Annotated in this window: 21 protein-coding genes and 1 tRNA gene; 2 read left to right on the top strand and 20 right to left on the bottom strand. The window is 43.4% G+C overall.

The window, feature by feature from the left end; all coding sequences use genetic code 11:
* Window positions 1-56 precede the first annotated feature (56 nt).
* The 6 genes from BAU14_RS00430 to BAU14_RS00405 form a co-directional block, all read right to left on the bottom strand.
* Window positions 57-129, bottom strand: a tRNA-Gln gene (locus BAU14_RS00430).
* Window positions 130-300: 171 nt separating this feature from the next.
* A complete protein-coding gene (locus tag BAU14_RS00425; RefSeq protein ID WP_161898120.1) occupies window positions 301-1,452 on the bottom strand; it encodes a glycerate kinase in 1,152 nt (383 codons plus the stop codon).
* Window positions 1,453-1,496: 44 nt separating this feature from the next.
* Window positions 1,497-2,936 (bottom strand): glycoside hydrolase family 1 protein, encoded by a 1,440-nt coding sequence (locus BAU14_RS00420; RefSeq protein ID WP_161898119.1) that lies wholly within the window; start codon window positions 2,934-2,936, stop codon window positions 1,497-1,499.
* A 198-nt stretch (window positions 2,937-3,134) separates the two neighbouring features.
* Entirely contained in the window at window positions 3,135-4,106 is a 972-nt protein-coding gene (locus BAU14_RS00415) for a diaminopimelate dehydrogenase (RefSeq protein WP_161898118.1), read from the bottom strand.
* A gap of 350 nt (window positions 4,107-4,456) precedes the next feature.
* Window positions 4,457-4,828, bottom strand: coding sequence for a pyridoxamine 5'-phosphate oxidase family protein (locus BAU14_RS00410; RefSeq protein WP_161898136.1), 372 nt, complete (start codon window positions 4,826-4,828; stop codon window positions 4,457-4,459).
* Window positions 4,829-4,945: 117 nt separating this feature from the next.
* Window positions 4,946-5,617, bottom strand: a complete 672-nt coding sequence (locus BAU14_RS00405; RefSeq protein WP_161898117.1) for an HI_0552 family protein — start codon at window positions 5,615-5,617, stop codon at window positions 4,946-4,948.
* Between the two features lie 249 nt (window positions 5,618-5,866).
* On the opposite strand from BAU14_RS00405, the gene BAU14_RS00400 reads away from it, so the two are divergent.
* Both BAU14_RS00400 and pulA read left to right on the top strand, forming a co-directional pair.
* Window positions 5,867-7,063, top strand: coding sequence for an iron-containing alcohol dehydrogenase (locus BAU14_RS00400; protein ID WP_161898116.1), 1,197 nt, complete (start codon window positions 5,867-5,869; stop codon window positions 7,061-7,063).
* A 27-nt stretch (window positions 7,064-7,090) separates the two neighbouring features.
* Window positions 7,091-9,088, top strand: a complete 1,998-nt coding sequence (gene pulA, locus BAU14_RS00395) for a type I pullulanase (protein ID WP_161898115.1) — start codon at window positions 7,091-7,093, stop codon at window positions 9,086-9,088.
* 375 nt (window positions 9,089-9,463) lie between these two features.
* On the opposite strand, the gene truA is transcribed toward pulA, so the two are convergent.
* The 14 genes from truA to BAU14_RS00325 all read right to left on the bottom strand — a co-directional run bounded on the left by truA (window position 9,464) and on the right by BAU14_RS00325 (window position 22,448).
* The gene (truA, locus tag BAU14_RS00390; protein ID WP_161898114.1) at window positions 9,464-10,210 is read right to left on the bottom strand and encodes a tRNA pseudouridine(38-40) synthase TruA; all 747 of its coding nucleotides are present in this window, start codon (window positions 10,208-10,210) and stop codon (window positions 9,464-9,466) included.
* Between the two features lie 337 nt (window positions 10,211-10,547).
* Window positions 10,548-11,537, bottom strand: coding sequence for an alcohol dehydrogenase catalytic domain-containing protein (locus BAU14_RS00385; protein WP_161898113.1), 990 nt, complete (start codon window positions 11,535-11,537; stop codon window positions 10,548-10,550).
* A 501-nt stretch (window positions 11,538-12,038) separates the two neighbouring features.
* Window positions 12,039-12,545, bottom strand: a complete 507-nt coding sequence (locus tag BAU14_RS00380) for a DUF1456 family protein (protein ID WP_161898112.1) — start codon at window positions 12,543-12,545, stop codon at window positions 12,039-12,041.
* A 235-nt stretch (window positions 12,546-12,780) separates the two neighbouring features.
* Window positions 12,781-13,260: a 23S rRNA (pseudouridine(1915)-N(3))-methyltransferase RlmH gene (rlmH, locus tag BAU14_RS00375; protein WP_161898111.1), complete on the bottom strand. Its 480-nt coding sequence runs from the start codon at window positions 13,258-13,260 to the stop codon at window positions 12,781-12,783.
* A 258-nt stretch (window positions 13,261-13,518) separates the two neighbouring features.
* Window positions 13,519-14,157, bottom strand: coding sequence for a nitroreductase family protein (locus BAU14_RS00370; RefSeq protein WP_161898110.1), 639 nt, complete (start codon window positions 14,155-14,157; stop codon window positions 13,519-13,521).
* Window positions 14,158-14,175: 18 nt separating this feature from the next.
* The gene (locus BAU14_RS00365) at window positions 14,176-14,589 is read right to left on the bottom strand and encodes a MarR family winged helix-turn-helix transcriptional regulator (RefSeq protein WP_161898109.1); all 414 of its coding nucleotides are present in this window, start codon (window positions 14,587-14,589) and stop codon (window positions 14,176-14,178) included.
* Between the two features lie 736 nt (window positions 14,590-15,325).
* The gene (locus BAU14_RS00360) at window positions 15,326-15,991 is read right to left on the bottom strand and encodes an HAD family hydrolase (RefSeq protein WP_161898108.1); all 666 of its coding nucleotides are present in this window, start codon (window positions 15,989-15,991) and stop codon (window positions 15,326-15,328) included.
* A gap of 86 nt (window positions 15,992-16,077) precedes the next feature.
* Window positions 16,078-16,632: a 6-phospho-3-hexuloisomerase gene (hxlB, locus tag BAU14_RS00355; protein ID WP_161898107.1), complete on the bottom strand. Its 555-nt coding sequence runs from the start codon at window positions 16,630-16,632 to the stop codon at window positions 16,078-16,080.
* Between the two features lie 27 nt (window positions 16,633-16,659).
* A complete protein-coding gene (locus BAU14_RS00350; protein ID WP_161898106.1) occupies window positions 16,660-17,412 on the bottom strand; it encodes an SDR family NAD(P)-dependent oxidoreductase in 753 nt (250 codons plus the stop codon).
* Between the two features lie 39 nt (window positions 17,413-17,451).
* Window positions 17,452-18,096 carry a ribulose-phosphate 3-epimerase gene (gene rpe / locus BAU14_RS00345; RefSeq protein ID WP_161898105.1) on the bottom strand — a complete coding sequence of 215 codons (645 nt, stop codon included), beginning with the start codon at window positions 18,094-18,096 and terminating at the stop codon, window positions 17,452-17,454.
* A gap of 91 nt (window positions 18,097-18,187) precedes the next feature.
* Window positions 18,188-19,441, bottom strand: coding sequence for a PTS transporter subunit IIC (locus BAU14_RS00340; protein ID WP_161898104.1), 1,254 nt, complete (start codon window positions 19,439-19,441; stop codon window positions 18,188-18,190).
* 162 nt (window positions 19,442-19,603) lie between these two features.
* Window positions 19,604-19,906 carry a PTS sugar transporter subunit IIB gene (locus BAU14_RS00335; RefSeq protein ID WP_161898103.1) on the bottom strand — a complete coding sequence of 101 codons (303 nt, stop codon included), beginning with the start codon at window positions 19,904-19,906 and terminating at the stop codon, window positions 19,604-19,606.
* A 28-nt stretch (window positions 19,907-19,934) separates the two neighbouring features.
* The gene (locus BAU14_RS00330; protein ID WP_161898102.1) at window positions 19,935-20,396 is read right to left on the bottom strand and encodes a PTS sugar transporter subunit IIA; all 462 of its coding nucleotides are present in this window, start codon (window positions 20,394-20,396) and stop codon (window positions 19,935-19,937) included.
* Between the two features lie 3 nt (window positions 20,397-20,399).
* The gene (locus BAU14_RS00325; protein WP_161898101.1) at window positions 20,400-22,448 is read right to left on the bottom strand and encodes a BglG family transcription antiterminator; all 2,049 of its coding nucleotides are present in this window, start codon (window positions 22,446-22,448) and stop codon (window positions 20,400-20,402) included.
* Window positions 22,449-22,654: the final 206 nt, after the last annotated feature.

The following is a 22,654-nucleotide window of genomic DNA, read 5'->3' as shown; positions in this document are numbered from 1 at the left end:
TTTCCTCCCCGTTAACGAAAAAGACCGCAGAACCATATGCTCTGCGGTCTTTTTGATTGGGATAGCAGGGCTCGAACCTGCACTTACCTGATTCAGAGTCAGGCGCCTTACCAGTTTGGCCATATCCCAAAAATCCAACGTTGACATCATACCGCTGTTGAGAGATTTCTTCAAGCAAAAAGCCTTCACTGTTGGAATCGTGTATCACTAAAAAAATCGGGAGGGGCTTATGAGCCGGCCTTTTTAAAGAACCGAATGGTATTCGGCTTTAAAAAAGCATCTGCACACAGCCCCGCCTCGCTATCTTTCCCGTAGTTGCCAGATTCGTGCAACATTTTTTCCTGCCTCCAGAAGATTTTGCCGGGTCTGTTGAAGTGCTGTTGCCAAATCCACCGGTCCTGGAACAATAGGCAGAACCAGTCGAATTCCTTCTTGGTAAACTGGCGTAAGGTCTCCTTCACGGCTGCCTACTAGAGCAATGACCGGCTTCTTGTATTTTTTAGCAGCTTGAGCAATTCCTGTGGGTGCTTTGCCATTCGCCGATTGACTGTCCATTCGCCCTTCACCGGTAATTACCAAATCCGCGCTTCGAACTTTTTCGTCAAAATCAATCAGTTTCAAGATTGTATCGATTCCCGGCTCGATTGTTGCGCCACAAAAAGCCGCTAATCCAGCGGCTAAACCACCAGCCGCGCCTGCCCCGGGAAGGGCGGCAATTTCTCGTTGGAAAGTGGTTTGCAAAAGGTTACCATAGCGCGCCATCACAGGATCCCACATTTCAATCTCATTTTCAGGGATTCCTTTTTGTGGCCCATACACGGCGATAGCGCCCTGCTCACCAACTAACGGGTTGCGCACATCAGCTAAGATCACCAGTCGTGTCTGTTGTAGGCGAGCATCGAGAGCTGTCGTATCGATGCTTGCCAGCTCAACCAGACCAGCGATTCCCGGTGCTATTTCATCACCATCAGCGGTCAACAGACGGGCGCCAAGTACTTGAGCCATTCCAGCGCCGCCGTCTGAGGTCCCACTGCCGCCTAAGCCAAAATAAATCTGCTTTGCTCCTTGATTTAGTACGTGCTTGATCAATTCCCCTACGCCACGTGTACTGGCTGTCACAGCGTCTTCGCGGGTCCCCGCCGTCAGATTGAGTCCGGCAGCGGCGGCAGTTTCAATCACTGCCGTCTCAGCGTCCAGCCAACCATACGCCGCTACTACAGGCTTTCCAGCGGGCCCAGTGACTTGCACCTGCTGGATTTCCCCTGAAAAAGCTGAAACTAATGCCGCTACCGTACCTTCGCCGCCATCTGCAACCGGAAGAACAGTGATTGTTGCTTGCGGCACAATCTGTCGAATTCCCTGGGCTGTCCACGTACCAGCTTCAAGGCTAGTGGCACTTCCTTTAAACGAGTCCATTGCAATCAAGATTGCCGGGCTTTGTTGCTGCGGCATTTCATCACCTGCTTTTTTGAATAATAACAAAACCTACTTGTTATTTAGCTTAAATCTTGCCCCTTTGAAGCAATAACTTTTTTATACCAGTCAAAAGATTTCTTTTCAAAGCGGTCACAAGTGCCATTGCCCTCATCGTCTAAGTCGACATAGATAAAGCCATAACGCTTACTCATTTCACCGGTAGAAGCACTGACTAAATCGATACAGCCCCACGGGGTATAGCCCATCAAATCAACACCGTCCTGTAAAGCCTCTGCCATCGCTTCAATGTGAGCTCGCAAGTAATCAATTCGATAATCATCTGCAACATAGTGGTTTTCATCCGGCTGATCTAGTGCACCCAAACCGTTTTCAACGATAAAGACCGGCTTTTGGTAGCGGTCATATAATTCGTTTAAGGCAATCCGCAGACCTGCAGGATCAATCTGCCAGCCCCACTCGCTAGCTTTTAAGAATGGATTGCTGACACCACCAAGCAGATTGCCGGCAGAAGTTTCCGGATCTGGATCCGTTTCATTGACTGCCATAGACATATAATAACTAAACCCTACATAGTCCACCGGATAATCTGCCAAAAGAGACAGATCGCCATCCACAATGTCCAACTCTGTCACACCATATTTTTCAAAGATTCGTTGTGTAAAGGCAGGGTATTGCCCCCGGATTTGAACATCGCCGCAGAAATAATTAAACTCCTGATTCGCAATCAAAGTCGCCACCTGATTGATTGGATTGGCATCATAGCTGTAAGTTGTTGCGTAGATCAGCATACAACCTACTTGTACCGCCGGATCCAACTCGTGAGCAATCTTTACAGCTTTCGCACTGGCTACAAACTGATGATGCCAAGCCTGGAAGATATTTTGGTAATCATCCCCACCATTTGACGGCACCATTCCTTGACTCAAAGCTGGAAAATGAAAAGCCGAATTGATTTCATTAAAGGTCATCCAATAACGAACCTTTTTATAATAACGATTCAATACCACCGCTGCGAAGCGTTCGTAAAAATCAATCAACTGGCGATTTTTCCAACCGCCGTAAGCTTTGGCTAAATTCAGCGGCATTTCATAATGGGAAATCGTAACAACCGGTTCAATTCCATACTTCAGACATTCATCGATGAGCTGATCGTAAAATGCCAATCCTTTTTCATTAGGAGTCTGTTCGTCTCCTTGCGGGAAGATACGACTCCAAGCAATTGAAAAACGATAGCATTTGAAACCCATTTTAGCAAACAGGGCTATATCTTCTTTAAACCTCTGATAATGATCGATTCCTTTATGATTGGGATAACGGTACTTTGCTTCATCAATTTGCCAGACGAATTCTTTTGATCCGATGATCTTGAAGCGCTCTTTACCACCTGGCATCGCATCAGCTACCGATAATCCTTTGCCATCCGTCAGGTACGCGCCTTCCAATTGATTGGCTGCAGTTGCGCCGCCCCATAAAAAGTTATCCGGAAAAGCTTTGTTCATCCTTATCTTCCTCCAATTTGTTATTTATAGTTACAAAAGAACGTTTTCATAACATTATTGTATCGTAGTTTTTCTCGAGAGACTAAAATAAACCCTTCAGATTAACGCACTAAATCTTCACTATCACACTCAATCAGGTCCTCGCCTTTTTTCCAACAAAAAAGAAGCATCGTTAACCGATGCTTCTTTTTATTTTCGTCAAAGCAAAGTTTCCCGCAGCTCCTCATCACTTTTCGGTGACAGGTATTTTGGGGCAATATCCAAGACCGTGTAAGCACCATACTGCTTTTCTGCTGCCAGTCGAACACAAGCCCGGGCGTAAGCCACCAGTACACTGGCGGTAAATTCCGGATTGCTGTCCAGATGCAAATTGTATTCAATCACCTGCTGGACACCAGTAGAAGTTTCCCCCGTGTGAAGGACTGTTCCGCCGTGAGGCATGGCTTTGTGGTTTTGATTCAGTTCTTCTTGAGAAATAAAGTGAACTTCTGTATCGTAATCCACAAAGTAGTCAGGCATCGTCACAATCGTTTGTCTCACTTTTTTTTCATCAGCGCCTGCTTCTAAAACGACGAAACATTCCCGAAAGTGTTTGTCTCTTGTCGTTAATTTTGGTTTTTTCCCTGCCCGCAACTGCTGAATTACTGCCTCATTGGGAATCGTATACTGCGTCGCATCTGCCACTCCGTTAATCCGCCGCAGCGCATCGGAATGTCCTTGACTGACACCTTTGCCCCAAAAAGTATTGGTGGCTCCTGTTGGCAGAATACTTTGAGCATACAGCCGATTCAAACTGAACAATCCGGGATCCCAACCGGTGGAAATCACGGCGACAGTGTTATTTTCTTTGGCCACCTGTGCAACTTTGGCGAAATGCTCAGGAATTTTTGCATGGGTATCAAAACTATCTACCGTATTGAAATCTTTTGTCAGTGCCGGCGTCTGGACTGGCAGATCAGTGGCGGAACCCCCGCAAAGAATACACACATCAATGGTTTCCTTTTGCTCGACCAGCTGATCCAGGTGGTAAGCCTGTGCTCCGGCTGTCGTCACTGTTTTTGGATCGCGGCGAGTAAAGACCCCCACCAATGCCATGTCAGGATTCAAGCTCAATGCCTGCTCCACTCCGCGTCCTAGATTTCCGTAACCAACGATTGCAACATTTATCATCTTTTCTCGCTCCTTTTTTGCCTAAAAGCTGATTTTTGATACAAAACTCTTACTGAAATTATACTCTATTCTGTTTGTTAAAGTGGAAAAATTCTGAATTATCGCCAAATAATCTGCTATTTTTGTATGGTGTCCTCTTTCTCGAAAAGCTCTTTTCCTCATCAACTAATCGCAAATGAAAAAAGGCTTCCGACAATATTGCCGAAAGCCCGTTGCACCAACAAAATAATTCAGGCGCGCACTCTTTTAAAATATTACCGCCATGTCTTCCACGACCAGGCCAAACTGTTAAACGTTAATCTAAACAATCATTTTAGAAGATCAATCCAGATTCATACTCATTGCCAGAATCAGATTTTTTGTTGCAAATCGCTTACTTTAACTGCCAGGACACGAGTCAAAAAAGGCATTTCTTCATGCATCTTGTCATAAATCTCGCCAGATTCGATGAAATAGCCCTTGCCCCGAAGATGAAAACCAGCTCCTGGTCCGACAGTGCCAATCACTTCTTTGGAGCCCATTGTCAACAGCAGCTCATCGTTTTCCGCCATGTCTTCTTGAATGGAATGCATCCCAGCCGCTGGGATATACAGCGTGTCCCCTTGAATGTGCACATAGCTGTTCCACGTATTCACTGCATGAAATCCGGGAGCTTCTTTACTACTAGTGATAATCGTTACGACACCTTCGTGAGACATTACCTCTAAAAATTTTTCATTCAACATCTTCAGGACTTCCTTTGCATTTGTTTTTTCAAGTTGACCATAACACCAGTAACAGAAAAAGGGAAACATCTGTTCTTTTGGAAATGTTTTCTAACAAAAGTATGGGGAACTCCCTTACTGATCAGATTTCTGCGATTTCATAAGCGCTTGATAAAGAGGTGCCAACTCCTGCAAAGCTGCAGCAGTCACCCCTTCAATATCCGACAAACTTCTCTCAGCAAAAAATAGCTTACCCACTTGAAAGGTTTTTTCGCCAATTCTTTGCTGTAAGATTCTTCGCTGTTCTTCGTCCTCCAAGTATGTTTTCAGCGGCAAATGATCCGTCAATTCGTCTTCGGTCTGTGGCCAAATATAGTAATCCGCCAGATCAATTTCCCGGCTCCATTGGGGCAGCAATTCCAATAGGCGATTGTAATCGTCGATGCTGCCGGTGCGCTCTTCACTGCGATAGTGCTGGAACATCAGATAAATCTGATACTGCTTTTTATTCAACAACACTGCCAGGCAAGCATTTTCCTGCTGCCGTGAGGAACTACGATACGCCGCCCAAAAATGGCTCCGCAAATTCCAACCATTGGTCCAGCTCTCAATTTTGGGTCGTCCCTGATCCATTTGCGGCGGCAACAGCGCAGCAGTTGCCAGCTGAATGGCTCTCCACTTTTCCCAGTGAGTTTTATAATCGGCTTTTATGTCGTCGATTTCTTCAGTAGTCAAAACTTCTTTCAATCCTTTAAAAGTATAGTTGCTACGCTGAAAAAGCTTAAAATCTGTGGTTGTCAGTTCCATCTCTGCTACTCCTTTTTAAGTTGTCATGTTCACTTTCCGCCAAATTCTTCTAAAATGCAACTATTCCACGCCCTTTCGCAACCATCCCTCCCACGCAAAAGCTGACTTTGCAAATTCAAGACCGCAACTGATAGCTCAGGTGGCAATCGCTTTCTCCAAAACTGGTATCACGGTATACTGATAGTTGGAGAATCCTTGTGATTCAACCGCTGGTAAAACGGCATAAACTAAGAAAGCGAGTGACAGATAATGGAAAACTTCAGATTTTATGTCCCGACAGATATCCGCTTTGGCACTAATCAATTGGCAGCTTTACCGGAAGCATTGGCTCCCTATGGTAAAAAGGTTTTATTGGCATATGGTGGTGGCTCCATCAAGAAAAACGGCCTCTATGACAAAATTCTTGAGCTTTTGGACCAGCATGATTTTCAAATCACAGAGTTGTCCGGGATCGCCCCCAACCCCCGCATCGACAGCGTCCGTGAAGGTATCCAACTGATTCGGGAAAACCAGTTAGACGTGATTTTGGCAGTCGGCGGCGGTTCAGTGATTGATGCAGCCAAAGTCATCGCTGGCGGTGTTTATTACGACGGAGATGCTTGGGATCTAGTAGTGGATAATTCCAAAATGGGACAAGCCGTACCCATCGTTGATATTTTGACACTTGCTGCGACGGGGACTGAAATGAATCGCAACGCAGTTATCTCAAACCCTGATACTAATGAAAAACTTGGAACTAGCGGTTGGGAACTGATTCCGAAAGTTTCGTTCTTGAATCCTGAAAATACATTTACCGTTTCAAAATGGCAAACTGCTGCCGGCTCTGCTGATATTATGAGCCATCTCTTTGAGCAGTACTTCAGTCGAACTGCTGGGACAGACGTTCAAGATGAAATTGCTGAAGGTTTGCTGCGAGTAGTAATCAAAAACGGTCCCGTCGCCTTGAAAACACCCGAAAACTATGATGCCCGGGCCAATCTATTGTGGACTTCAACATTGGCTTTAAATGGCTTAGTAAGTAAAGGGCGCTCCGGCGGTTGGACTTGTCACCCCATCGAGCATGAATTGTCCGCTTATTATGACATCACTCATGGAATTGGTTTGGCAATCTTGACTCCCCGCTGGATGAAGTTCTGTCTTGATTTTGACCCTACCAGTCACGAAAAATTTGCGACGTATGCCCGGAATGTCTGGAAAGTCGATCCGCTATTAGACATTGAAACCCAAGCTAGAAAAGGCGTCGAGCTGACCTACAACTTCTTCAAAACACAAATGGAGATTCCTATGACCCTACCGCAAGTCGGTATCAAAACAGATGAGCTGGTGCCTGAAATGAGCCGTCAAGTCTTGGCTCACAACAATATGCAGCAGATCTATGTTCCAATGGACGAAGAGGCTGTGGAACGAGTCATACGGGCTTGTTTTGAAGAGATGACCAGCTTCTGATGGAACAATCAAAAAGGAGGGAAACAGATGACTCATTACCCAGTGACCACTTCCAAACACTTGGGGGTGACCTATACAAAAAAACAATCAGTCTTCAAACTCTGGGCACCTACTGCTGAAAAAGTAGACCTCCGTTTGTACAAAACCGGTGACAAAAATGAAGAGACACTACTGGAAACAATACCCATGCGCCTTGTTGGTAATCTCTGGACTCTCAGCATTAATGAAGATCTCAAAGGTCGCTACTACACTTATGGCATCACTCGTGGGGAAAAACTGGTAGAAACCGTCGATTTATACGCCAAAGCGGTCGGTCTAAACGGTGACCGCGGAGCCATTCTTGATCTGCCAGCTGACACAGATCCGACTGATTGGCAAGCAGATAAACGTCCACCCTTTTCTGGAAGGATTACAGACGCGCTGATTTGGGAAACTCATATCGCTGACTTCAGCAGTCAGCCAGACAGCGGGGTTGTTCCCGAGTATCGCGGCAAATACCTCGCCTTTACCCAGACAAATACTCATCTACCTCAACAGCCGGAGATTGCTACCGGTGTCGCCCATTTGAAAAAAATCGGAATCACCCACGTTCATCTGCTGCCGGCTTTTGATTTTGACAATGACGAGAGCGGCACTGCTTACAATTGGGGCTACGATCCTAAAAACTACAATGTTCCAGAAGGCCGCTATGCCACCAATCCAGCTGATCCCGCCTGCCGTATCAAAGAATTTAAACAGCTGGTGCAGGCACTTCACCAAGCAGGAATTGGCGTGATTTTAGACGTAGTGTATAACCACACCTCGCGCACGGTAGATTCCTGGTTCAACCTCACAGAACCCGATTATTTCTATCGACAAGATGCTGATGGTAATTTTGCAGACGGTTCTGCTTGCGGCAATGAAGTCGCCAGCGAACGTCCAATGGTGCGCAAATATATCCTGGACTCTGTTTTGTATTGGGCGCAAGAATATCACTTAGACGGCTTTCGCTTTGACTTGATGGGCTTGTTAGATAGCAAAACGATGAATTCGATTCGACAAACCCTGGATAAAAACGGTTTAGAAAACGTCCTAATGTACGGTGAGCCTTGGGATGCCGGCAGCAATGAAATCAAGCCCCCAGAGCAGCCTGCCAACAAAGCCCATGTTGGTCAACTGGCACCGGGAATCGCCGTTTTTAACGATGATTTTCGTGATAGCATGAAAGGTTTCGTTTTTGAAGAAAAAGATGGCGCTTTTCTGCAAGGGCAAAATGGAAAAAAACAGACAGAGCGCACCTATCACAATCGTGACCTGCAAGCAGCAATCTTGGCCAACTGTGATTTGAAAATCAGCAGCAAAAGCCCACTGCAACCAGTTCCCTGGGCAACGAATCCTTCACAAGTTATCACCTACATTGCTGCACACGACAACCTGACACTTTGGGACAAACTGTGCATCTCCACCAGTAAAAAGAAAAAAACAACCTTTGATCGTAAAGAAAAGTTGGTGCTGATGAATAAAGCTGCAGCTGCCCTTCAATTTACCAGTCTCGGCGGCATGTTCCTGCAAGCTGGAGAAGAATTTGCCCGTACTAAATTCGGAGATGAAAATTCCTTTGTATCGCCACTTGCTATCAACCAGCTGGATTGGACGCGCCTCACAGAATTCGCTGATCTGGTTGATTTTTATCAAGGAATGTGGCAGATTCGGCAAAAATTTGCCCCTCTGCGCGCCACCGATACCACCGCTGTCAGCAGTTATCGCTTTGCCAAAGACAAAACAGAAAACCTGATTGCCTATACGATTTTTAACGCAGCTGCCACAAATGGCGATTGGCAACAACTGGCAGTGATTGTCAACAGAACAAAAGAGCCCCAAAAGGTGAAACTTCGTAGTATCGCTACGCTGCCTGAAACTTGGTCGATAGTCGCTGATAACAAGCAGGCCGGCACAACACCGCTGGGAACACTTGCCGGCAATAAAATTACCATCTCGGGCCGCAGCCTATTGATTTTAGCTGCTGAGACCACTGACGACAACTGATTGTCAGAACTAATTAAGTCATCCCCAGAGCCTGCTTCTCACAATCTAAAAAAAATTTAGAGCTGTGATCCTGTTTCTGTCAGAGTCCTCCAAAGCGGACCCTGCCAACGTGAGTCCACAAAAGCCAAGTTCCTTCCATTAAAAAACAGTGGCAGGAACTTGGCTTTTCATTGTTAAAAACTTCAAACATAGACTTGTCCTGATTTCATCAAGGGAAGTCTGTGTCATTTACCGCTTTTTATACGTATGGTCATGTTCTTTCTACGGATTCTGGCACAATGATTATCCTAACGATTTACTAGCATCACTTTTCTTACTTAGATGCAGCCTTCGCTATTTATCATTTTGAAATGACTGATGTCACAGCCCGTATCTTTATTTATAAAAGACTTTCTCTAAAAATAACCCTTGGGCTGGTGCCGTTTCACCGGCATTCATCCGAACCTTACTGGCAAAGACATCATCAATTGCCGACATTTCTAATCGTCCGGCGCCAATTTCAACCAGCGTACCTGTCAAAATCCGCACCATTTTGTGAAGAAAGCCGTCACCGACAAAAGTGAATACCAGCATTCCCTCTCCCGGCTGTCCTTCAATCGTAATTTCATCAATTCGCCGAACCGTCGATTTTTTGCTCTTTTTCAATGCGGAAAAGCCTAAAAAGTCATGTTCTCCTACCAGCTTTTCACAAGCCGTTTGCATCTTAGCCAGATCCAGCTGCTGAGGAACATGGAAGCTACGATGACGCTCAAACGCAGTCGGAATCGGATTGTTCCAGACTTGGTAGCTGTAACGTTTGGCCACAGCATTGTAGCGCGCGTGAAACCGCTCCGGCATCTCTTCGGCTTGTTTCACTACGATATCACCAGGCAATGCACGATTCAAAAAAGCCACCAAATCACCCACCGCCATTTGATTTTCCGTTTTAAAATTAGCCACCTGACCGCGGGCATGCGTCCCTGCATCTGTTCGTCCAGAACCGATGATTTCAATCTCTTCTCCCGTGAGCTGTTTCAATGCAGTCTCAAGCTTGCCCTGAATCGTCTTTTCCGAGTCTCCTAAACGCTGCCATCCCAAGTAACGACGACCGTCATATTCAATCGTCAATTTGATATTTCTCATCATGTGTCGCTCCCTTACCGGCGGACCTACCGCCTCATTTCCAAATGCTTTCTCCATTATACCTTTGTCAGGGGAAATTGCACCCGAAATCAGACCCACTTCACAAAAAACTCTCCTCCCCACGAAATTGGCAGCAGTCAGCTACACAACCAATGATTGCCATGAAATTTTTTCATCTAAAAAGTCGCCAGGAGAACGTCCCATTATCTCTCAAAGACTTCAGCGAAAAAGGACCTCTTCACCTGAATACAGGGTCAAAAGTCCTCATGTTTATCAATTTTTCCAGTCTAACCTAAAAACTATCCATCTGGGATATACTTCTTATGCTTTGAGGATTTCATTCCTTCACTCCGCCGGAAACAACAGTTTTGCCGATTGCTCCTTTGGCGACTCGTGCAAAGGCTGCTTCTAATGTGTCACAGGAAATTCCGCCAGTAAATTCTTTGGTCAATGTGGTGTGCAAAATCCCCGCATCCAGCATTTCAGCGATTCTCGTCAAGATTGCTCCTTGACTCTCGATTTTCATCTGCTGTTCGGTTTTAGCAAACATATACTCCCAATAGAAATCAACATTGGTATTTTTCAGCAAATTCATTGGCAGGTCTTTTTTCGTTTCCACGATTGTCCCCACCTTGCCAAAAGGCTTGACCACCTTTGCAACAGCCGGAAAATAATCGGAAATATCATGGAAACTGACAACAGCATCAAATTTTCTTGCCCCTGCTTCCACAATCAAATCCTGATGATAATCGACGCATTCTTTGACACCATTTTTCTGCAACCACTCAAAATTTTTAGGACTACTGGTGGCAGTTACCTTAAAGCCTGCCCACTTGGCAATTTGTGAGGCAATCGAGCCCACGCCGCCAGCACCATTAATCATCAATAGCTGCCCTTTATTCGCCCCTTCTTTTGGAACAAATCCCATTCGCTCAAAAAGCAGCTCCCATGCTGTCAATGCAGTCAACGGCATCGCTGCAGCTTGCCCATCTGTCAACTTTGTTGGAGCGTGGGCTGTAATGCGGTGATCCACTAACTGCAATTTCTGATGGGCACCTTCTCTCACTGTCGTCCCTGCATAAAAGACCCGGTCTCCTTTTTCAACCCCCCGTACCGAACTGCCCATGTCAACTACTGTCCCCACTGCATCGTAGCCTAAGATACGCTTGCCATTTGCATTTTTAGCCGCCAATTTCAGATCCACCGGATTGACTGAAACCGCTGAAACCTCCACCAATAGGTCATAAGGCCAAAGCTTATGAATTCCTGTATGTTGTCGTGTAAATGTACCCTCCCCTGTGGTACTAAAACTGATGTTGTCGATCATGCTGGTCATCTCCGTTTCAATAGTCTATATAAACGCATTCGTAAAACCTCATTTAAGTGTATGCATAAGCTGCCAGTCAGCTGTCTACTTTTAAATAAAGCGTTTTCATTTAAAGCTAAACAAATTGTTCTACCATCAGCTGATTCCAGAGCAAATACGCGTCTTGCTGCCTTTGCAGCTACCTTTACCACTTATTCTATCACTCCTGCCTTCTTTTAAACAACGGTAATTTGAACTTCTGTTACTGAATGTCAGCTATTTTTTCTTATCCAACTTGATTTACGCAAAAAAGCCCCTCATGCTGGCAGCCAGTCAAGAAGCCCTTCGTAAATAGATCCAAAACAAAGAAAAACTGCCGTCAAAAAAACACGGCAGCTGCTAACCCTAAGATTGAAATCATTTTCTGTCTTCACTGATGACCTCTATTTTTTCGTGGCAGACAAAAGTTAGCAGCAGGCCTCAGCTACTAAATTCTAACAGCCCTTGTCTATTTAGCGGCCGTCATTTTCGATTATAAATTCCCAACCCTTTAAGAAAATTACGCATATATTTGTCTCCACAAGGCTTAAAATTTCGCTGCCCTTCTTTTCTTAAAAACGCGCCAATCTCCCCTTTCGATGGGTAAATCTCTGCCTCAGCAAAAACATCCAAAATATCATCTGTGGTCATGGACAAAGCAATCTTCAGTTTTTTCAGTAATACATTGTTAATATGCTTAATTTCCTTACTTTTTGGTGGCGTATCGGCTGCTGACGGCTTATCTTTTTGCGGCCCCCGAGCTAAGAGAATCAGACCATTTAGGAAGGCATCAAAAACTTGATTGTTGATAGCTTTTTCGTACACATTATTTTCTGCATTGTCCTCATGCTTGTCTTGAACTTTTGTCAGTACTGCCCGCGCCTCATCTTTAGTCAGCGTGACACCCCCTAGCTCAAAAGCTTTAATCAAATCGTTATCCTTCAAGTCGATTGCATAACGCAACCGCAATAATCTGTCGTTGTTGTTCATTTGTTCCTCCGAACTTTTAGTTGTTGTGCTGCTACGATTACAGGTATTTCCGATTGGTAGGAAATATGATATACACTACCTGACCGAAGTGCTATAAAAAATCCTATTATAAGCCATTGCTATCACTTATAATAGGATTTTTTTAAACGTATTTCTTTCTTACAAGTCTTTAGTTTTAAACTCAGTATATTCTTTTAGTCTTTTGCTGTTTGTGTAGGTCAACTTAAAAATATCATCATTTATGATACGGTCCTCCAGTATTAATCCGGAAGGCGCGATAGATTTGTTCTACCAAAATCAAACGCATTAGTTGGTGGGGATAGGTCATTTTTCCGAAGCTGATTTGGGTATTGCTACGCTGGATCACCGCTGGACTTAAGCCCAGCGAGCCGCCGATTACAAAGGTTAGCTGGCTTTTACCTTGAATACCGAGTTGGTCGATTTGGTGGGCAAATGCTTCGCTTGAAGGGTTTTTGCCTTCGATTGCCAGTGCGTACACATATTCGCCGTCTTTGATTTTGGCGAGGATTCGTTCGCCTTCTTTTTCCTTTACTTGCTGCATTTGGGCCTCGCTTAAGTTTTCTGGTGCTTTTTCATCGGGAACTTCCACCAACTGGACTTTGGCATAGGCGCCTAGTCGCTTCACGTACTCATTGATTCCCTGTACGAGATATTTTTCCTTCAGCTTTCCCACTGAAATAATCTTGATATGCACACTTATTTCCTCCCAAGACGGTTACTCGTTAGCTACTTAATTTCTAGCTTATTGACATGTCGTCTTGAGTTTACCACAATTTCTCTGCCGCTTTTTAGTACTCGACAAAAAAACCGATCATTTCAGATTTGGTGCGCATGGCCATCCTCTGAAATGATCGGTCTTTTTGTTTTTTACTTCAGCAACTCGTCGATACCGTCAATTAGCAAAAATAATTTTGCACTGGCAGTGAGCTGCTTCAGATACCCGTTTCTTGTTTTATTTAAACCAAGTCACCTGTTCAGGATCTAAGCGGACAGAGTCGTAGCCAGCTTCGGCAGCTTTGCCGATAGAAACGATGGTCGCTGGGACATAACGGGTTGGATCCAGATCAAATGCGGCTGCCAATTGGTCGTTTTCAAATCCACCGATGACATTGGTATCATAGCCATGCCCTCGAGCCACCAGCAAAAGCTGCATTGCTGCCAGCATGCTGTCTCGTTGAACAATCGTATACATCTGTTCTGAACTCATCTTTTGATAATAGGGAATGATGGTTGCCACTTGATGGTCGTGGACTTCTTGGGGCATTTTTCCCTCAGCCAATGCTTGATCGTAGATGGTTTCTCCAAACTCATAACAAGCCATATCGCCAAAAATCAGGATCATCGCCGAAGAGGTTTCGGTTTGCAACTGGTTGGTACGTACCAATGGTTTCAATTTATTTTTAGCTTCATCACTTTCGACGATAACAAAGCGCCATGGCTGCATGTTAACAGATGATGGGGCTTTTGTTGCTTCGGCCAGCATCTGCAGCATCTCCTCGCGACTAATTTTCACTGTGGGATCATAAGAACGAATCGAGCGACGGTTGAAGAGAATATCAGCAAAATCATTATTTTTAAACCCATGTGACATGTACAAGTTCCTTCTTTCTTACAAATGTTCGTTCAATTTCGTCAACAGTTGCGCAAGTTGCTCAAACTCCGCTTCTGAGAAAAATGGAAAACAGCTTTGCCGCAAATCTGGATGTTTCTTTTCGCAGGTGGACAAATTTTCTTGCGCTTCTGTTGTCAAAGTCACAAAGATTTCTCGACCATTTTGGGGATTGCGCTGCCGATCCACGAAGCCTTTGTCTTCGAGAATCTTCAAATGTCTGGTAACCGCCGCATTGTCGATATGAAGCTTTTCTTGTAATCGTGTTTGCAAGCAGGGTTGCAGTTCTTTGATTACCTGAAGCATCTCAAAACGCGTCAGACTGAAGCCTACTTTTTGTTCAAAATCAGTGCTGACTTTTTGATCCCCCAGCTTCAATAAATACATCATGTGGCTAACTTCTTTTAGCGTCATGTTCTGTCTCCTTTAAACAATTGATGCATCAACTATTGACTCGTCAATTATACTGCCATCCGAAAAAAAAGCAACATTTTTTCGAAATTATCGGCTATCTATCTGCTGTCTCTGGCTTAGCTCTGATCCAAAGCAAATAGTTGCAAACATTCTCTGTAAATAAGATTGTTGTACTATCAATGGAATTATCTGAATTCCATTGCCATTATTTAGCTAAGTTTGGCAGTAAAAAATCTTTCAGCAAGCTTATAGTCGATTTTTTGTCATCGATTACAAGATTTAAAATAAACCGCTGCTAAATAAGTGATTCAGTTGACTGCTTCTTCTCAAACAACTTTAAACAAAAAAGTCTGCAAGATGCTCTCACCTCATCTTGCAGACTTTTTTTACAAACTGGAAATAGACACCCTGTTGATAAAAATTTTTACTATTTTCAGCTTGAGTTGCTCACCAACTTGTTGCGACTTTACTATCTGGCAAATTGGTTTTTTTATGCAAGATACCAAGGGAATAGGTGCTTGATATCTTGTCAAGAGTTCACAAACGATTGAACTCTTGATAAATAACTTCAACCTGTCAAGCAGACGACTTTCATATTGCTGCATGAAGAAGAACTCGCTTCTTGCTTCTCATTTCTCACGCTGCCTTATGAATAGCCCTCTTGAAACATTTACATGAGCGACCAGCCGGTAAACGTTTCTTAACTTAACATGAGTCATTTACCACGAAATTTTTGTTAAAGAGGAGACGCCTCAAATTTGCTCTGAATCAGCGCAAGATGAAAAGCAGAAGCGCTCTGGAAGCGACGACAAACAAACGGCATCTTCAATTCCGAACGTAACGCTGATTCAGGAATAAAAATGGGCTGAAAACCACCAACATGAGCTGCAATCAGCCCCGCTTGTGCATCTTCGACAACATACGAAAAACTAGGATTGACTCCCAATTTTTGGGCAGCTTTCAAAAAGATTTCCGGGTTAGGCTTTGAATGTACGACATCTGAACCAAACACATAGGCATCGAAATAGTTATAGATTCCACCTTGTTTCAGGAACTTCTCTGCTACTTCTTGTGTACTGGAAGTTGCTACTGCAATCTTGTAACCGTGATTTTTCAAATACGGCAACAAACGTCTGATGCCACATTTTATATCAACATCTCTTTTCTCATAGTAAGAGAAAAAGTAGTCGTTTCGATCAGCAATAACCTTTTCTGCGACTTTTGCATCCCAGTTGGCCGTGAAATCTTCCATGATGTCCGCCAAACTTCGTCCCATCAAACTTTGATAGATATCCTCATCAAAGAAAAGGCCATTTTTCTCAAAAGCCGCTTTAAACGCTGCTTTAGAAACAGGCTCGGTATCAATTAAAACACCATCCATGTCAAAGATTACTGCTTCCATATTTTTCCACCTTCCTCTTGGTGATTCATTTCACAATTCATTGCCAGAGAAAGTGCCTCTGACCAATCAGAGACACTATACACATGTTATTCGAAATCCGCGTGACGAGTGAACATCGTTTCAGAGGTCTCACCAGTTTCATCCATTAAGTTCAGTACTAGACTATCAAAAGTTAGAAACGCCAATTGTTCAAATGCAGAGCCCATCGGTTGTGAAAATTGATCCGCAGCCCGTTCATTTTCATCTTTTGTCGTTCCTGGCAAAACCAGCACGGCATTTGCTGCTTTGCCGATAGTTGATTCTTTTTTCATCGTCACCAGTGCAATTTTTACACCACTTGCAATTGCCTTCTCTGCAAGAGACTTCAAGCTTCCTGTCTCACCGGATCCAGAACAAATAATCAGCAAATCTCCTTTTTTAGAATGAGGTGAACTAATTTCTCCAACTAGAGAGACATCAAAGCCTAAGTGCATCAAGCGATTGGCAAATGCCTGAATAGCTATGCCAGAACGGCCAGCTCCAGATAAGAAAATGTGATTGGCTTGTTTAATTTGCTCAAGAAATTCACTAATCTCTGCCGTATCGATTTTTTCGGCGTTACTTCTCAGTTCATTTAGTATATCTAACGTATAATTTTTCATCTTGATGCTCCCTTTTTGAATTGTAATCTAAGCGATGGTCCGTCCGCCATCCATCAAAATTGTTTGCCCTTGAATGTAAGAGTTGTCCGGATCTGCTAAGAACACGGCTAAGTTGGCTACATCATCGATTGTTCCCAAACGACGAACAGGGATTTTTTCCAAAACTGCATCCAAATCTGCCTGCGTCGGATAGTTCACCCGCATCATTTCCCCAGTGTCGATCAAGCGGGGGGCAATGGCATTCACATTCACGCCTTTAGGTCCCAATTCTTTTGCCAAGCCTCGGATCAAGCCTTCTCCGCCCGCTTTAGAAGCTGGATAAGATACCCCGCCACCAGTACCACTCAGTGCTGAACCGGAGCTGATATAGACGATCGAACCTTTATTATCCAAAAAGTCATCGTAAAACGCTTTGACGGTATTGAATAACCCGGTTAGATTGATAGCCAGCGTTTTGTTCCATTCTTCAAATGAGATGTTGTTAACTTTATTAGCAAAGGCCACTCCCGCATTCAATACCAGAATATCAATGCGTCCGAACTCGGCAAATACCTTTTCTCGCACATTTTCCAATGCTTTTGGATCAGAAACATCTGTTTTGACGAATAGTGATTTCACATTGCCAAAAGTCAATTCTTCAGCCGTCTTCACACCGTTTTCTTCATTGTAATCGACGATAATCGTATGTGCCCCTTTATCGGCAAATTGTTTAGCAATCCCTTTTCCAATACCATGTGCACCGCCTGTAACCAGTGCGACTTTCCCCTCAAAATTCCCCATCTTGTGTTCAATCCTTTCTTTATAACGATTAATTGATTTTTACTGAATTGCTTGGCGAAGTTTCTCATACTGCTCGGCTGGATCATTACTGAATAAAAAACCACCAACAACAATCAAGTCTGCGCCTGCTTTTGCAACCTGACCGGCAATTACATCATTTACGCCGCCATCGACTTCAATTTGAATGTCTCGCTTGCCAATCATTTTCTTCACATTTGCTACTTTTTCTAGGCTTTTTTCCAAGAAGCTTTGACCTGGAGTTCCAGGATTAATAGTCATCACTAGAATATAATCGATATCATCCAGCAAATATTCCAATACTGATTCTGGCGTAGCCGGATTGATCACGACACCGGCTTTGCGACCAGCTTTACGGATCCGCTGCATCATATTATGGATGTGTGGTGTAGATTCATAATGAACAGAGATCATCTCAGCACCTGTCGCAATGACGTCATCCAGATGGTCTTTAGGATTAGCAACCATCATATGAACATCAAAAATCATTTTAGATTCTTTTTTCATCGCTGCAATTTGATTCGGTCCGAAGGCAATGTTCGATACAAAATTGCCATCCATCATGTCCACGTGCAGGATATTTGTCTTTTCATCTTCTAAAAATTTGATTTCTTCCTCCAGACTCAAGATGTCTGCTCCAAAAATTGAAGGTAAGATTTCAGCCATTTTCTATTTCCCCTTTTCTTCTATTTGTATGAGTTTGCAGCAATCTGTGACACTAGCTGCAGACCACTGCCTTCCTCATTTTTCCACTAGTTTATTTGAACAACGTACTGATGAAGTAAGTCAGGACGCTCCATGGGCCAGTTAATACAAAATCGGTTCCCTGCCCTTTTAGCTCCACACCGGCCCGAGTCAGAAACTCGGTTGCTCCCGGTGCCACATAACCACCGAGATACATGACAATTACACCAAAGATTACCGTGGTTATAATGGAGCGTAAAAGATTTCCTTTACTGGATAACACCGTCATAACTGAGATATAGGTGACTGACATCAAAAGCCCAACTGGAAACATCTTGATCCCTGGAAGAACCAATGCTGCCAACATGATCAACGGAATTGAAATAACTGTGGTTGTAATCGTAGTCGGATCCCCTAAACCCAATGCCAAATCCATCCCGATATTCAAATCGGACTCTTCACCCATTTGTTTGGTCATGTAGTCTTTGGCATATTTTCCGATCGGGGATAGACCATCCATCAATACCCCTACTACGCGAGGCATCAAAACCATAACCCCGGCAATGCCCATAGCCATCGGAACAACCGTTGTGACCGGCTGTTTAGTCAGCAATCCCAAAATTAAACCGACGATTGCGCCAATAACAACTGGCTCTCCTAAAACACCAATTCGTTTGTTAACGCCTTCCAAGCTGACATCCAGCTTGTTTAAACCAGGAATAAAATCGATAATCTTGTTTAGCAGGTTTGCTACCGGCAATGTCCAACCCGTGTGAATGATTGTTGTACAGGTTGTATCTTCTAATCCGTAGTACTCTTGCCATTTTGGTGCAATCTTGTCCCCGATAATCAGTGCTGCAACAGAAAGAACAATTGTGACTCCCAGTCCGATAAAGAAATTGTTAAAGATATAGTAAGCCAACGCCCCCGGGACTAAGAAATGCATGTAATTCCAAATATCAACATTCAATGTTTTGGTCCATTTTAAGCGCACCATAAGGATATTCAAAAATAGACCAATAGGAATTGCCAAGGCTGCAAAAGGTGCCATCCATGATGCTGCTCCGACAGCCGGCCAACCAATGTCCATAATGGTAAAGCCAGAGCCGATTTCGCCATAATAATCAACTGCAGGCGTCAATGAGTCGTTCAATAAATTTACAACCAAGGTCAAACCGATAAAACCGACACCAACAGTTAACCCCGATTTCAAAGCTTCCCCAAGCTTCATTCGGAAAAATAGCCCCAATAACGTGATGATAATTGGTAGTACTGCTGAAGCGCCCATACCTGTAATCGTTTGTACGATATTTGTCAATGTTTCCATGTTTCTCCCCCTAATCGAATGTATAAGATTAAAAATCGATGATCTAGCGACTCGTGACGAATCAGGTGAAGACGTCAAATTCGACGACGATTGAAAGAACAGCTAGCTTGCCAGAAAATCCTGTACATCATCGATTTTTAGTTTAGAGCCTGCTTCCCTCTTTTATGCGTTTGCAATCTCAACCAGCTTTTCCCCAAGGTTCTTGCGCAGTTTTGCCTCATTGATTCCCGTCACAAAACCGATAATACTCATATGGGGAACCCCGAGATCCCCTTTGTAATTATTTGTTGTCAACACGATGTCCGCTGTTGAAGCTAGTGAGGGTAATTCTGTCATACTCGCTTTGCTGATTTGATAGCTGGTCAATCCATATTCTTCCAAAACGGATTTGACCTCTGCTGCTGCTAAAGTTGAAGTTGCCACTCCACTACCACATGCTACTAAGATATTTAATTTTTTTACCATTGTAATTTCCTCCTTGAACGTTCTGTTTTTATTTGCTGGCCGTTGCAATTTCATCTAAAACGGTTTGAGCTGAAGTCGCTGCCATCATTCTGTTAATAAATGTTTCTTGTTGGAATAATCCTATGAGACTACGGAGAATTTCCAAATGCTGGCCACCATCGTCCAGCCCTAAGACAAAGAAGAGGTCTACGTCGATTTCAGTATCTGGATCATCCATTTTCGCCATTTTGATTGGCTTGTTCAAGGTAATCACAGAAATAAATGGCTCATTGATAAATTCTGGATCCCCATGTGGAATAGCAACATTGTGCTTATCCATTTCCAATCCTGTTGGAAAATTGTCCTCGCGATTCATGAGATAATCGTAGAAGCCTTCTTTTACCATTCCTTTTTCCATAAAATCAGCAGCAATCTTTTGAAAGAGACTTTTCCGATCTTGTACTTCAAGATTCAAGAAAACCAATTCCGGCTTGATATATTCCTTTAACATGTCTCAGTTCCCCCTAAAACTTTTTTGTAAACATTGGATGATTTCCTGCTTTTCCGTCAACGCGGAAAGAGCAGTGACAGCTTCACTGTTACTGGCAACCCGATTGATACCGTATAACAGATTGAGATGACTGGTCTTATCCGGTGTAGTCAGAACAGCCATTAGATACACTTTCTTTTTCCCGTAGTGTATCCCGTATGGATTAAGTAAAAGGCTGATTCCCAGCTTTTGTTTTGCACGGGTCGGATCCAAATGCGGGAGTAATACACGCTGTTTCAATAAGATGTAACCTGGCTGTTCGCTGTACTCCTGAAGAACCAACTGCTTAAACTCTGGTGAAATCAGCTCATTTTGCAAGAGCGGCTCAGCAGCAGCTTCAAAGGCCTCTTCCCAGCCCATCTCATGTTGACCGATGGTGATGAAATCCTCTGACAATACCCGTAAGATTTCATTGGAAGTCACCGCCTGCTCAAAACTCTCAGAAGGTGCTAAATCTTTTAAAAGTAAGCTTTCCAAGTCTTCCTCAAGTTGCTTCTCATCACAGATTTCAGCATGCTGGCGAATCACTTTCAAAAGATCCGGCAGCCGAATTTGATCGAAATCCAAATGATAAACATCACGAATCACACGATTTCTTAGCTGCAGCTGTTGTGAGTTAGAGATAATCTCCTCAATCACATAAACTTTTTTATCTGTATTCAATGGTATCGTTGAAAATACGATGTCGTGGGGTAAAATGAACTTTTTGTAAGCTCTGATGGAACTCGTTGGATAGAAGAAAAATTCAGGGAAAGTTTCCTTTAGTTTCTTCTCAATCAACTTAGACATAGAGATGCCGTTTGGACAAACAATCACAGCTTTGACAATTTTTGCTTCGAAATCTGTGGGTTCGTTAGCAATTAAATGTCCGCCGACAAATAGTGTGATGTAAGCAATCTCTTGATCATCAATCGCCTCATCAAAAAATGCTTCCAAAGGTCCAATGGATTGTCGGACAAAATCATGCAATACCTTGTATTCATCCAAAATACGGTCATACAAAACATTTTCGTTCGACAGGTGGTACTTTATTCGATAATATGCCGGCTTAAAATGATTCAAGAGCTTTGTCAGCAAGCCTTTTTTATCCGCAATAATCAGGAAAGTCTTGTTTTCAAATTCATTCAAAAATTCCCAAAGTGAAGCAGATAATAACGGCATATCGACTTCAGAAATACCACTTTTGTTTTGTCCATTCGCACTCAATAATTGTAACGTGAGGTAGAGCAGCTCAGCATGAGTGATTTTCACTGGAAAAAGTGGCGCAGATTGATTCAATAAGGAAAATTCTTTCGTGTTTTCAATGTCGGTAGGCTTTGAAAAATTCACAATTGAAAGATTCCGTCCACGCTGAATTCGTAACAATACTGCCGAAAGAAAACGAATCAAAGGTTGAAAGATTTCATCATTGTATTTGATTTGCAAGTCGTGTTCTGCCTTTTGAATAAATTCGGTCATTTGCAAAACAAATTCTTGACTTGAACTCATGACTTCAGCAGCGATTTTGGCCCCGTAGTTTCGATAGATCCTCATGATTGCTTGCATCAAGATATATCGTTTGTCCCATTCATTTCCTTCAATGAAATAGCCGTCCTTACGAGAAAAGGAAATCGTCATATCCTTTTGCTGTAAAAATTCTTTCGCCTTTTTTATGTCACTTACGGCAGTATTTTTGCTGACGCCTAGATCAAAAACAAAGTGATTCAAGGATAGCTCTTCTGACCGAGTCAAAATTAGAATGATGATCAAATCAATTCGATCATTAACTGAAAATAAGATGTCTTCCATTGTCTGATATCGGGTAAGGTAGCTAGCCAATCCCTGGTTGGAAATATAACGTCCCTGCATTTTTTCAACAGGAGGAAGTTTTTTTTCTGATAAACGGTCATTGATTGCTTCGATACTGTATTCCAACTGCCGTGCTGAAATGTCGAATTTTTTCATCAAAGCCGCTTCTGAAATCGTTTGGTGAATGACAAGTTGTCGGAGAATTTGTTGATTGCGATCGCTCATGTCTTTTACCTCCTGCATTTATAATAAGCGCTTTCAGTTGCTGATGCCACACAGTTTCTTACCAAATCCTGTGTCGCCTGGACTCCTGGTTGTGATGAAAACTTAGCCTCTTTCACCAGCCTTTGCCTTTACTGTGAGTTTGCTACAGCCAGCTCTTATCAATTGGTGAACCTTCGTCAAATACTTCTTTATTTGCTTTTCTTTTT

Source organism: Candidatus Enterococcus leclercqii, assembly GCF_009933135.1.
Taxonomy (GTDB): Bacteria; Bacillota; Bacilli; order Lactobacillales; family Enterococcaceae; genus Enterococcus_C; species Enterococcus_C leclercqii.
This window is presented reverse-complemented; position numbering and strand designations above follow the sequence as displayed.

Bases quoted from the DNA above. Each gene is read 5' to 3' on its own strand.
- BAU14_RS00420 (WP_161898119.1), bottom strand. From the start codon at position 2,936: ATGAACAAAGCTTTTCCGGATAACTTTTTATGGGGCGGCGCAACTGCA.
- truA (WP_161898114.1), bottom strand. From the start codon at position 10,210: ATGAGAAATATCAAATTGACGATTGAATATGACGGTCGTCGTTACTTG.
- BAU14_RS00350 (WP_161898106.1), bottom strand. From the start codon at position 17,412: ATGGGGAATTTTGAGGGGAAAGTCGCACTGGTTACAGGCGGTGCACAT.
- BAU14_RS00400 (WP_161898116.1), top strand. From the start codon at position 5,867: ATGGAAAACTTCAGATTTTATGTCCCGACAGATATCCGCTTTGGCACT.
- BAU14_RS00325 (WP_161898101.1), bottom strand. From the start codon at position 22,448: ATGAGCGATCGCAATCAACAAATTCTCCGACAACTTGTCATTCACCAA.
- BAU14_RS00425 (WP_161898120.1), bottom strand. From the start codon at position 1,452: ATGCCGCAGCAACAAAGCCCGGCAATCTTGATTGCAATGGACTCGTTT.
- BAU14_RS00370 (WP_161898110.1), bottom strand. From the start codon at position 14,157: ATGTCACATGGGTTTAAAAATAATGATTTTGCTGATATTCTCTTCAAC.
- pulA (WP_161898115.1), top strand. From the start codon at position 7,091: ATGACTCATTACCCAGTGACCACTTCCAAACACTTGGGGGTGACCTAT.
- BAU14_RS00330 (WP_161898102.1), bottom strand. From the start codon at position 20,396: ATGTTAAAGGAATATATCAAGCCGGAATTGGTTTTCTTGAATCTTGAA.
- BAU14_RS00385 (WP_161898113.1), bottom strand. From the start codon at position 11,537: ATGATCGACAACATCAGTTTTAGTACCACAGGGGAGGGTACATTTACA.
- BAU14_RS00335 (WP_161898103.1), bottom strand. From the start codon at position 19,906: ATGGTAAAAAAATTAAATATCTTAGTAGCATGTGGTAGTGGAGTGGCA.
- hxlB (WP_161898107.1), bottom strand. From the start codon at position 16,632: ATGAAAAATTATACGTTAGATATACTAAATGAACTGAGAAGTAACGCC.
- BAU14_RS00405 (WP_161898117.1), bottom strand. From the start codon at position 5,617: ATGGAACTGACAACCACAGATTTTAAGCTTTTTCAGCGTAGCAACTAT.
- BAU14_RS00340 (WP_161898104.1), bottom strand. From the start codon at position 19,441: ATGGAAACATTGACAAATATCGTACAAACGATTACAGGTATGGGCGCT.
- BAU14_RS00380 (WP_161898112.1), bottom strand. From the start codon at position 12,545: ATGAACAACAACGACAGATTATTGCGGTTGCGTTATGCAATCGACTTG.
- BAU14_RS00365 (WP_161898109.1), bottom strand. From the start codon at position 14,589: ATGACGCTAAAAGAAGTTAGCCACATGATGTATTTATTGAAGCTGGGG.
- BAU14_RS00415 (WP_161898118.1), bottom strand. From the start codon at position 4,106: ATGATAAATGTTGCAATCGTTGGTTACGGAAATCTAGGACGCGGAGTG.
- rpe (WP_161898105.1), bottom strand. From the start codon at position 18,096: ATGGCTGAAATCTTACCTTCAATTTTTGGAGCAGACATCTTGAGTCTG.
- BAU14_RS00360 (WP_161898108.1), bottom strand. From the start codon at position 15,991: ATGGAAGCAGTAATCTTTGACATGGATGGTGTTTTAATTGATACCGAG.